Genomic DNA, 11,002 nt, shown 5'->3' on the forward strand with positions numbered 1-11,002 from the left:
GTTTTGCGTCCGTCACGAAAAGGATTGCGGTGACAAATTTGCAAATGCTGCTGGACGGCCTGGGGGCCGCGCCAGCCTGTCTGGTGACCGTGGAGTCTACCCAAGGGTCCGTGCCCCGGGAGTGCGGCGCCTGGATGGCGGTATTTGCCGACCAGCTGGTGGGCACCATCGGCGGCGGGCATCTGGAGCTGCAGGCGATTGCCGAGGCGCGCCGCCGCCTAGCGGGTGGGCCGGTGACGGCGCTTGGGCCGATGCGGTTTGCGCTGGGCCCGGCGCTGGGCCAGTGCTGCGGCGGGGTGGTGCACCTGGGGTTTGAGCTGCTCACGGCGCAAGACGCCCCGGGGCTGGCCCAGCGCCTCACACCCAACGTGCACCCGGTGGCTCTGTTTGGCGGCGGGCATGTGGGCCACGCGCTGGCCCGCGTGCTGGCGCCACTGCCCTTTGCCCTGACCTGGATCGACAGCCGGGACGGCATCTTCCCGCCCGACCCGCCCGAGGGTGTGGTCTGCGAACACTCCGAGCCGGTGCAACTCGCCGTGCCCCGCCTGGCACCCGGTAGCCGCGTGCTGATCATGAGCTTCAGCCATGCCGAAGACCTGGACGTGGTGGCCGCCTGCCTGCGCCGACAGCGCGAGCAGGGCGACCTGCCGTTCATCGGGCTGATCGGCAGCCAAACCAAGTGGGCCACCTTCAGCAACCGCCTGCATGGGCGCGGGTTCGCGCCCGAGGAGCTGGCGCAGGTGACGTGCCCCATCGGCATTCCCGGCATCGGGGGCAAGGAGCCCGAGGTGATTGCCGTGGCCGTGGCAGCGCAGTTGCTGCAGACGCTACCGCCCATGCCAAAGGCCGGGAAATGAGGGTAATTCCGGCCCCGAATGCCCCAGGTTGGGGCTGGAATCGGGAACAATTCCTGCATACACTTTGACGTACCGGTCGCAGCGGTGCCCCGGCCAGCAACCCACTGGCCAAGGTGCGCGACCTCAATGTCTGCTCAGAGCGCCCGCAGTGGTGAGCAGGTTTGCTGTTTGGCGCTAACGCGCCATCAAGGTTGAGATATGGAAAGCTACTTTCTCGACTGGGCCAACCTGCTTTTGCGCTGGGTCCATGTCATTACGGCCATCGCCTGGATCGGCTCGTCGTTCTATTTCGTTTTTCTGGACAGCAGCCTCACGCCGCCCGAGGACGAAGACCTCAAGAAACAAGGCGTGAGCGGCGAGCTCTGGGCCGTGCACGGCGGCGGGTTTTACCACCCCGTCAAGTTCGCGGTGTCGCCCCCGCAGTTGCCCAAACACCTGCACTGGTTCTTCTGGGAGAGCTACAGCACCTGGATCAGCGGGTTTGCGCTGTTCACCGTGTCCTACCTCTACAGCGCCAGCACCTACCTCATCGACAAGTCGCGCATGGACTGGGCGCCCGCCACGGCCATCATGGTGGCGCTGGGCTTCTTTGTGGTGTTCTGGCTGCTGTACGACGCCATCTGCCGCATCTTCGGCCAGCGCAAGAACGGCGACGCCATTGTGGGCGCGCTGGTGCTGGTGCTGGTGTGCGTGGCCTCGTGGCTGGCCTGCCACTGGTTTGCGGGCCGCGCGGCCTTCCTGCTGGTGGGGGCGATGATTGCCACCTCCATGAGCGCCAACGTGTTCTTCTGGATCATCCCTGGCCAGCGCACGGTCATCAGCCAGATCAAGGCCGGCCAGCCCGTGGACCCTATCCACGGCAAACGCGGCAAGCAGCGCAGCGTGCACAACACCTATTTCACGCTGCCCGTGCTGTTTGCCATGCTGAGCAACCACTACAGCTTCACCTGGAGCCACCCGCAAAACTGGCTGGTGCTGATCCTGATGATGTTCGCGGGCGCTGCCATCCGCCAGTTCTTCGTGATGCGCCACGGCTACAAGCTGGGCCGCAACGGCAACCCGCTGCCGTATGCGCTGGTGGGTGTGGCCGTCATCGTGGGCGCTATTGTGTGGATGCGCCCCGCATCGGTGGCTGCTCCCGTGGCGAATGCTCCTGTTTCAGGAGCTGCTAGCGCAGACAGAACGGGCGCTAGAGGCCAAAATGACTTCAAGGCCGTGCAGGCGGTGCTGGAACAGCGCTGTTACATGTGCCACGGCGAGCAGGTGCAGATGAAGAACCTGCGGCTTGATTCGCCCGACAGCGTGAAGCAACACGCCCAGGCCATCTACCAGCAGGCCGTGGTGCAAAAGCTCATGCCCATGAACAACGCCACGGGCATCACCGATGCGGAGCGTGCGCTGATTGGGAAGTGGTTTGAGGCAGGGGCCGCAACGGGGCCTTGAATGTGTTGAGTGCCGCAACAATCGGCCAGAAGCAGTCGCTCACAGAATCGCCAGGAAGCGGACGTGGCTCGACGGAGCCTTGGGCTGTTTCGGCGCGCCTCTGGTAATCTCCAATACTGATCCGGGGTACCGCTCTTAGAACCTCTGGCCGCGCTCGGTATAGGCGCCTGGCTTGAGAGGTGCTCTATGCGTGACTCAACCTTTGCTTGGCTTGTACTGGCGGCAAGCGTGCTCGCGGAAGTCGTTGGAACCATTGCACTCCGCTATGCGGATGGCTTCACACGTATTTTCCCTTCCGTCCTTTCAGGACTTTGTTATTCCGCCGCTATCTGGCTCATGGCAATCGCCGTCCGGCATATGGAAGTCGGACTTACCTATGCGGTATGGGCGGGAAGCGGAACAGCCTTGACGGCGGTGCTCGGAATGCTCTGGTTTGGGGAGTCGGCGAGCTTCCTTCGACTGGCCGGTCTTAGCTCCATTGTTTTGGGCGTCATTGCTTTGAACTTGAGTGCCCGATAAGTCGCCGGACACGCATTTTCAAAGCTGATTCACGCTTCAGCGAGCGGCTGCAAACGGACCGAAGCGGACTTTTTTGCCTTAAGCCGAGCAGCGTCGAGGACCCAATGCCGGCAAGCCAGAACCCCGTTTTTGCATCGATGTTGCGTCCTGGGTATGCGATCCAAACAGGCCCTACGCTGCCAAAACATCCTGCAGCGCCCGCGTGGCAGCCACCGCCCCCAGGCTCGACTCGGTAAACCCGCCATGCAGCACCACCCCGGTTGATGCCTGCTTCGCCTCATGCTTGGCCACGGCGGCCAGGTTGGCCACTTCTTCGGCATGCCGAAAGCGCCCGGGCGTGATGCGCACGGCGCCGATGGCCAGCGTGGTGCACGGAAAGAACCGCTGCACGCCATGCCGGTCCTCGGCATGGATGCCGCCTGCCAGCCGTGCGCTGTCGTCAAACAGCGTGACGGCCTCGCGTGCGAACTCGTCCACGATGTTCTTACAGCGCTGCAGCCAGTTGCTGCTCTGGAAGATCAGCATGAAGTCGTCCCCGCCCACATGGCCCACAAAGTCGCTGCGTGCGTCGCAGTGTGCCGTGGCCAGGCGCGCCACCAGCCGGATCATCTGGTCGCCGCGCCAGTAGCCGTAGTGGTCGTTGAAGGGCTTGAAGTTGTTCAGGTCCGCATAGCAGGCCACGAACTCGGTGCCGCTTTCCAGCAAGCGCTGGATGTGCAGGCTGATGGGAATGTTGCCCGGCAGAAAAGTCAGTGGGTTGGCGTGGCGCGCGGCCTCGATGCGGGTCTCGGTCACGGCGCGCACCAGCTGGTCGCCGGTGCCCAGGCCCAGGTAGCGGCCGTTGTCAGTGACGATGTAGCCGTCGCTCAGGTAGCGCTGGTCCTGTGAGGTGAGGATGCCCACGAGCTGGTCCACGTCGCAGTCCAGCTCCACCACACGTGGCGCCAGGTTGGCAAACGCCAGGCAGGACTTGCGGCCATGCACCTCGCGGAAGTACGGCGTGGCGTAATGATTCATGAACTGCTGGCGGTTGATGAGGGCCACGGGGCGCGACCCGTCCACCACCGCCAGCGCGTGCAGGTCCGTGTGCTGGCGGAACAGGGCGGCCACGGCATCGTTGTTGGTGGCGGGCGCTGCGGTGGGCGCCTGCACCACCAGCAGGCTGCGCAGGATGCCTGGGCGCGCGGTCTGCCCCAGGTGCGGCAGCACGGCCACGCGGCGGTCGTGCATCACCTCCAGCGCCGCGTCGTCCACCGCCTCGCGCGGCGCCATGGCCGGGCGGCCCAGCAGCCAGCCCTGGCCCAGGGGGATGTCCAGGTCGCGCAGCGCGCGCAGGTCGTCGCGGGTTTCGATGCCTTCGGCGATGAGCTGGGTGCCGAACACATCGGCAATCCCCTTGATGGCCTGCAGCATCTGCAGGTTCTCGGGATGGTCGCTGATGTCGCGGATGAAGTATTTGTCGATCTTCACGAAGTCGGGCTTCACCTCGGACCACAGCCTGAGGCTGGAGCGGCCATCGCCAAAGTCGTCCAGCGCCAGCCGCGCGCCGCAGGCATGTACGGCCTTGATGGCCTGGCGCAGCTGGGGCATGTCGGTCACGCGTTCGTGCTCGGTGATCTCCAGCACCAGCATGCGAGCGCTCAGGCCCAGGCTGCGCACGGTGTTGCCCAGCTCGGTGGCGCCGATCAGCTGGACGCCATGCACCAGCGCATCGGCGCTGATGTTCACAAACAGCCGGCCCGGCGCGTCGTGCCGGCCCCATTGCTCCATGGCGGTGTAAACGCACAGCAGCTCAAAGTCCTGCAGGATGCCCTCGTGCCGGGCCAGCTCCAGCAGTTTGTCGGGGGTGTGCAGCGGGGTGTTCTGGGGGCCACGTATCAGTGCCTCGTGTGCGTACACCTGGCCCTCGCGCAGGTCGGCCAGGGGCTGGAACACGCAGTACAGCCCGCCCTCGCGCATCAGCCGCGCCAGGGGGCCGGTGCCCTGGCGGGCGGCGGGCGATAGCAGCGCCATCATCGCCTCCAGTCGGCTCCATGGGGTGTTGTGCATGGCTGTTGTGGGTCCCTGAGCAAGGGTGCCGACGATACCGGTGGCGTGTGACAGGCTGGTTACAGCAACGTGACTGGTACTACCGCTGCACAATGCGCGGCATGCACCCAGAAACCCAGCCAGCCAGTCCCTCCCTGCCGGACTACCGCACCCATCCCCGCGCCTTTCTGAAGGCGCTGTTTGATGCCGCAGTGCACAGCGCACAACCCCTGCACGGCATGCGCCAGTGGCTGCCCCAGCCGCCCAGCCGCGAGAGCGGGGGCCGCACCCTGGTGCTGGGCGCGGGCAAGGCGGGGGGCGCCATGGCCCAGGCACTGGAGGCCCTGTGGCCGCAGGACGCGCCCCTGTCGGGCCTGGTGGTCACCCGCTACGGGCATGTGCCGCCCCGGCCTGCGGGCGTGCCGCAGCGCATCGAGGTGGTCGAGGCCGCGCACCCCGTGCCCGATGCGGCGGGGCTGGCCGCGGCGCAGCGCATTCTCGATCTGACCCAGGGGCTGACGGAGCACGACCTGGTGCTGTGCCTGATCTCGGGCGGGGGCTCGTCCCTGCTGACCTTGCCCTGCGACGGGGTGACGCTGGAAGACAAGCAGCGCATCAACCGCGCCCTGCTCGACAGCGGCGCGCACATTGGCGAGATGAACTGCGTGCGCAAGCACCTCTCGCGCATCAAGGGCGGGCGCCTGGCGGCGGCCTGTGCGCCAGCGCGCGTGGTCACGCTCACCATCAGCGACGTGCCCGGCGACGACCCGTCGGTGATTGCCAGTGGCCCCACCGTGCCAGATGCGACCACCTGCGCCGATGCGCTGGCCATTCTGGCGCGCTATGGCATCGAGGTGCCCCCGGCCATCCGCACTGCGCTGGAGGCTGGCCGCCTGGAGACGCCCAAACCTGGCGACGACCGTTTTGCCGGGCATGCGGTGCACCTGATCGCCACGCCGCAGCAGGCACTGGAAGCCGCGGCCGCGCTGGCCCGTTCGGCGGGGCTGCCTGCGCATGTGCTGTCGGACGAGATGGAGGGCGAGTCGCGTGAGGTGGGCAAGGTGCATGCGGCGCTGGCCCGCGCGGTGGCGCGGCGCGGCCAGCCGTTTGCGGCGCCGTGTGTGATCCTGTCGGGGGGGGAGACCACCGTCACCGTGCGTCCGCGTACACCCGGTGTGTCCCGGGGGCGGGGCGGGCGTGCGGGTGAGTTTTGCCTGGGCCTGGCGCAGGCGTTGCAGGGCGAGCCCGCCGTGTGGGCGCTGGCGGCAGACACCGACGGCATCGACGGCAGCGAAGACAACGCAGGGGCCTTTGTGTGCCCCGACACGCTGGCGCGCGCAGGCGCTGCAGGACTGCGCATCGACGACCACCTGGCGCGCAACGACGCCTGGGGATTTTTTGCGGGGCTGGACGACCTGCTGGTCACCGGCCCCACACACACCAACGTGAACGATTTCCGGGTGCTACTGGTTTTGTAGCGCCTCAGGCATATTGCACTTGCGCCTTGGGCCAGTGGGGCTTGAAAAAGGCCCCGGGCGCCCTGTGCAGGCCTCAGAACCGGTGGCGGATGCCCACGCCGAAGCTGTTGCCCTTGGTCTGGTTGGTGATGCGGTCGTTCATGGCCATCACGTACACATCGGTGCGCTTGGACAGGAAGTAGTCATACCCCACGGTGAAGGTCTTTCGCGAGATGTCGGTGGCCGTCATCTTGGTCTGCGCCCACGATGCCAGCACCTTGCCAGTGGCGCCTGCGGGCACCGACACGCCCAGCTGCGTCGTCTTGGCCTTGTTGGTGGTGTTGTCGGCCTTGGCCTGGCCGTAGCTGGCAAAGGCCTTCACGATCGCAAAGTCATACGCGCCGCCCAGCATCCAGTCGGTCTTGGTGGTGCCCAGGTAGGTGCTGGGCACTGCGGGGTTGCTCATCTGGTCGCGCTCGTAAAAGCCGGTGAGGGTGATGGGGCCGTTGAAGTACAGCGCGTTGATGCCCACGTTCTTCTTGCTGCTGTCGCCTGCGACCTCGCCAAACTGGTAGTGCAGGTTGGCGGTCAGGCCGCCCAGGTTGGGCGTGCTGTAGATGATTTCGTTGGACCAGCCGGTGTCGGATGGCGTGGTCGAACCCCAGCCCGTGCCGTTGAACAGAGGCACGTTCATGTGCAGGATCAGCGGTGCAAAGGTGAACGAGTCGCCCAGCGGGTTCGACAGGATGGACGGCAGGAAGTTGGGCGCCAGACCGCGCCCCACGGTCACGGTGCCCCAGCTGTCGCTCAGGCCCACATTGGCATCGCGCGAGAAGAACGTGTCGTTGGCAAATCGGCCCTGGATGCCGCTGTCCACCTTGATGAACGAGGTGAGCGCAAAGTTGGCCCTGAGCCCGCCGCCCAGGTCTTCGGTGCCCTTGAATCCGAACCACGACGTGGTCATGCCGCCGCTGTTGACCACCTTGCTGCTGCCGGCGTCACCGGCGTTTTTCATGGAGCCCACAAACACATCGGTCAAGCCCATCAGCTGGACGGAGCTCTGGGCCTGGGCGCCGGTGGAGCACAGCAGGGCGCCACCGAGCGATAGAGACAGTGCAATCAGGTTTTTTTTCATGGAGTGATTCCTGGGGAAGAAAGCGCCGGAGGTCCGGCGGGTGCAAGGGGAGACGCGGCCCCTGTTGCACCGTGGTGCAGGGCGGGGCCCGCCGTTGGGGCATCGCAAGTTCCATGCCCTGGTGCAACACCTGTTTACATACTTTTTGGCCGGTTCAGGGCGCACCCATGCACGTTGCTGGCGCAGTTTTCGTGTGTTTTGGCGCAAACCTGGGGCGCGCGGGGCGGGCGACATGGTGCGGCTTTGATGTGGCTCAATGCCACGGGCGCAGCCGCACGGCACAGTGGCTTCCATGCTGCCATCTACCCTTTTTTCTCTGCCCGCTGACACCGAGGTGATCGCCCCCGGCGAAGTGCTGCGCAGGCGCAATGAGGTGCTGACGACGGTGCTGCACCTCGAAAACGGCCGTGTGCTGCGCGGTGTGCTGGACGACGGTTTCCTGCGCCACCAGCTCGGTGCCGTCGAGGGGCCGTTCTGGCTCGACGCCGCGTCGGCCCTGATGGGCCTGCCGCTACCGGTGGACATGGTGGCCGACACGCGCGTGCATGTGCGGCGCATCCCCATCGAAGAGTTTCGCCGCAGCCTGGCCGCCATGCCTGCGGGCGCGCGGGGGCTGCTGCTGGACATGGCGCAGGGCTACCGGCAGCAGTCCGAGCTGGCCGTGAGCCGCCTGGCGCAGGACGCCGAATCGCGCTGCGCGCAGTGGCTGCTGAACCACGCCCAGCCCGACCACAGCGGTGCCATGCAGGTCACCCTGCACCAGCGCAAACGCCTGATTGCGGCGCAGCTGGGCATTGCGCCCGAAACCTTCTCGCGCGTGCTGCGCCACCTGCGCGAGCTGGGCCTGATCCACGGCACCGGCAATGTGCTGGCGCTGCCCCAGCCACGGGCATTGCAGTCGATGGCGGGCTGCTGACACAGCGTTTTTGACACCGCGCTCTTGACGCCCCGCAGCGACTGTCGGGTTGCGCCTGCCGGCAGCCACGGACTGCCCTTGCGTTGCATTTTCTGACAAGCCCCGCACCCCGGGGCGATGCGCCTTGGGTGGTGGCACGTTCTGCCTGGCTGTGGGCTCTGGCACCACGCTGCAGGGCCCTTGCCGCAGTCCGCTTCCATCCCTCCACACACCCTTCCCGTACCCTTCCCGTACCCTTCCCGCGCCCCGACGGGCTCAGGGTTTTTCCTTGGCTTTACCCAAGGGTTCCACCCAAGCCCCCGGGCACAGGCCCTGCGTATATTTGTTGGGACATGTCTGCCATGACCCGTCCCCATGCCGAACTTTGAGCGTGCCCATCAGCCTGCAGGGGGGAAGCGTCCATGACGCCGCCGCCCGGCCCCAAGGCAGCCCCGGACCTTGATCCGGGCTGGCTGGTGCCCGGCGCCCTGGTGCTGCGGCTGATGCTGGTGGCGGCGCTGGCGGTGGCGCTGTCGGGGGCGGTGGCCGCTTGGCTGGTGACACGGGCCTCCGGGCAGGAGGCCATGCGCCGGGTGGTGAGCCAGCAGACCGACGAGGTCGAGGTGGTGGCCCGGTTGCTGGCCAGCAAGATCGAACAAAGCCAGAAGGTGCTGCGCACCGTGGCCGCAGGCATCACACCGGCGATGCTGGAGTCACCCTCGTCGCTGGAATGGCTGCTGCAGCAGGGCCTGCCTGCGGTGCAGTTCTTCGACACCATGCAGGTCGCCCGCGACAACGGCGAACTGCGCCTGAATTTGCGCGCCGGTCAGATCGAAAAGGCCGCGGACCTGGACCCCACCGAACGCGATGCCCTGCGCCGCACCCTGGTCGATGGCAAGCCCCTGGTGTCCGAGCTGATCGCCGGCCGCCGGGGCGAGGCGCGGGTCATGTTCACCATGCCGTTGCACCGCGAAGACGGCACGGTGGTGGGCGTGGTGGCAGGGGCGTTGCGCCTGCAATCCCAAAGCCTGCTGCCACCGTCGATGACGCTGCCCGCCCGCGATGACTCGCAGCTCATCGTCTTCACCCGCGACGGCACCATCCTGTCGCACTCCGACCCCACCCGCGTGCTGGGCCAGGTGCGTGATGAAGTGGGCCTGGCCCCGGTGTACACGCGCTGGCAAAGCCAGGCCCAGCCGGTGGTGGGGCGGGGCATGACCCATGTGCAGTCCGACCACATCGTGAGCATGGCGGGCATGCCGCTGCCGCAGTGGATCGTGGCGCGCGTGAGCCAGTCGCAGGCGCTGCTGGCACCGCTGCGCGGCGCCCAGCGCGAAGCCTGGTGGCTGGCGGTGGCCAGCATGGTGCTGTGCATGCTGCTGGCGGTGGCGCTGATGGGCTGGATGGCCCAGCCGCTGGCGCAGCTGACCTTCAAGGCGCGCCAGTTGCTCAGGACCAGCGCGCGCCAGCAGCCTGCGCAAGATGTGCATTGGCCCCGCGCAGGCGGCGAGGTGGGCGAACTGGTGCGAGTGTTCCAGGGTCTGGTGCAGCAGGGCAGCCTGCAGCAGTCGCGCAAGGACACGGTGGTCGGCCAGTTCCAGGCCGTGCTGGACAGCGCCCCGGTGGGCATCGTCATCACCCGCCACGGCATGCTGGAGGTGGTGAGCCACCAGGCCTGCGTGATGCTGGGCTACAGCGCGCACGAGCTGCAGGGCCGCCCCGCGCGCATCCTGTACGCCAGCGACGCCGACTATGCCCAGGTGGGAGACCGTGTGCGCGCCGAGGTGGCGGCGCATGGCGCGTTCGACGGCGATGTCTGCTTTTTGCGCAAGGACGGAACCCCCGTGTGGGCCCGCGTGCAGGGCCAGGGCGTGCGCCCCGAGGAGGTGCACGGTGGCACCGTGTGGATTCTGGAAGACATCACCGCCGCGCGCGAGGCCCAGGTGCAGCAGTCCTGGGGCCGCGCGCACGATGCGCTGACGCAGCTGTACAACCGCGCCGCGTTCGACGAGCGCCTGGGCCAGCTGATGGCGGAGCGGTCGGCCCGCCAGCGCGCTGTGGTGCCCGCCGCCGATGAGGAGGGCGGTGAGACCCAGGGCGATGGCGTGGTGCTGTTCCTCGACCTGGACCATTTCACCGTGGTCAACGACATTGCGGGCCACGACGCGGGCGACGATGTGCTGCGCCACGTGGCCCGGCTGCTGGCGTCCCATGTGCGCCAGATCGGCTGGGCGGCGCGCTTGGGCGGGGACGAGTTTGCGGTGGTGTTGCCCGGCTGCGCTCTAGCGCGCGGCCAGGCCGTGGCCGAGCAGTTGCGTGCGGCGGTGCGCGCGTGGGAGCCGTCGTACCAAGGGCGCAGTTTTACGCTGGGGGTGAGCATTGGGCTGGTGGTGCTGGACGCCAGCTTGCAGGATGTGCCGTCGGTGTTGTATGCGGCGGACATGGCTTGTTATGACGCCAAGAGGGCGGGGCGCAACCGGGTGGAGACGCGGCATGCGAGGGATGCGTCGGTGACTTCTTCGGGGCGGATGGCTTTGGGGCCTGTTTGAGGGCTTTTGGGCTGGATGCGCAGTGGGATATGCGGTGGTAGCTATTGATTTCGTAGCGTTTTCTTGTGGTTGCTGATTGGATCGCATGCCTGGGTTGAAGGCGGAGGCCGGGAGTCGCC

8 protein-coding genes are annotated in these 11,002 nt (G+C 67.0%); 6 read left to right on the plus strand and 2 right to left on the minus strand.

Going from position 1 to position 11,002, the window contains the following annotated elements; translation table 11 throughout:
- Positions 1-29 precede the first annotated feature (29 nt).
- The 3 genes from xdhC to ACTJKQ_RS21880 all read left to right on the plus strand — a co-directional run bounded on the left by xdhC (position 30) and on the right by ACTJKQ_RS21880 (position 2,819).
- Positions 30-857 carry a xanthine dehydrogenase accessory protein XdhC gene (gene xdhC, locus ACTJKQ_RS21870; protein ID WP_440598043.1) on the plus strand — a complete coding sequence of 276 codons (828 nt, stop codon included), beginning with the start codon at positions 30-32 and terminating at the stop codon, positions 855-857.
- A 198-nt stretch (positions 858-1,055) separates the two neighbouring features.
- Positions 1,056-2,300 carry a urate hydroxylase PuuD gene (locus ACTJKQ_RS21875; protein WP_440598044.1) on the plus strand — a complete coding sequence of 415 codons (1,245 nt, stop codon included), beginning with the start codon at positions 1,056-1,058 and terminating at the stop codon, positions 2,298-2,300.
- Between the two features lie 186 nt (positions 2,301-2,486).
- The gene (locus ACTJKQ_RS21880; protein WP_099729447.1) at positions 2,487-2,819 is read left to right on the plus strand and encodes a DMT family transporter; all 333 of its coding nucleotides are present in this window, start codon (positions 2,487-2,489) and stop codon (positions 2,817-2,819) included.
- A gap of 171 nt (positions 2,820-2,990) precedes the next feature.
- Here ACTJKQ_RS21880 and ACTJKQ_RS21885 read toward each other — a convergent pair whose 3' ends face one another.
- The gene (locus ACTJKQ_RS21885; RefSeq protein ID WP_260666535.1) at positions 2,991-4,868 is read right to left on the minus strand and encodes a phosphodiesterase; all 1,878 of its coding nucleotides are present in this window, start codon (positions 4,866-4,868) and stop codon (positions 2,991-2,993) included.
- Positions 4,869-4,969: 101 nt separating this feature from the next.
- Here ACTJKQ_RS21885 and ACTJKQ_RS21890 point away from each other — a divergent pair, with 101 nt between their 5' ends.
- Positions 4,970-6,325, plus strand: coding sequence for a glycerate kinase type-2 family protein (locus ACTJKQ_RS21890; RefSeq protein ID WP_440598045.1), 1,356 nt, complete (start codon positions 4,970-4,972; stop codon positions 6,323-6,325).
- Positions 6,326-6,398: 73 nt separating this feature from the next.
- Here the strand turns inward: ACTJKQ_RS21890 and ACTJKQ_RS21895 are convergent, their stop codons facing one another.
- Positions 6,399-7,439: a porin gene (locus ACTJKQ_RS21895; RefSeq protein ID WP_440598046.1), complete on the minus strand. Its 1,041-nt coding sequence runs from the start codon at positions 7,437-7,439 to the stop codon at positions 6,399-6,401.
- 292 nt (positions 7,440-7,731) lie between these two features.
- Here ACTJKQ_RS21895 and ACTJKQ_RS21900 point away from each other — a divergent pair, with 292 nt between their 5' ends.
- On the plus strand, positions 7,732-8,355 hold the full coding sequence (locus ACTJKQ_RS21900; protein WP_056060781.1) for a Crp/Fnr family transcriptional regulator: 624 nt from the start codon (positions 7,732-7,734) through the stop codon (positions 8,353-8,355).
- Positions 8,356-8,756: 401 nt separating this feature from the next.
- Positions 8,757-10,883, plus strand: a complete 2,127-nt coding sequence (locus ACTJKQ_RS21905) for a diguanylate cyclase domain-containing protein (protein WP_440598047.1) — start codon at positions 8,757-8,759, stop codon at positions 10,881-10,883.
- Positions 10,884-11,002: the final 119 nt, after the last annotated feature.

This window comes from Acidovorax sp. 22279 (genome assembly GCF_052045435.1).
Classification (GTDB): domain Bacteria; phylum Pseudomonadota; class Gammaproteobacteria; order Burkholderiales; family Burkholderiaceae_C; genus Acidovorax; species Acidovorax delafieldii.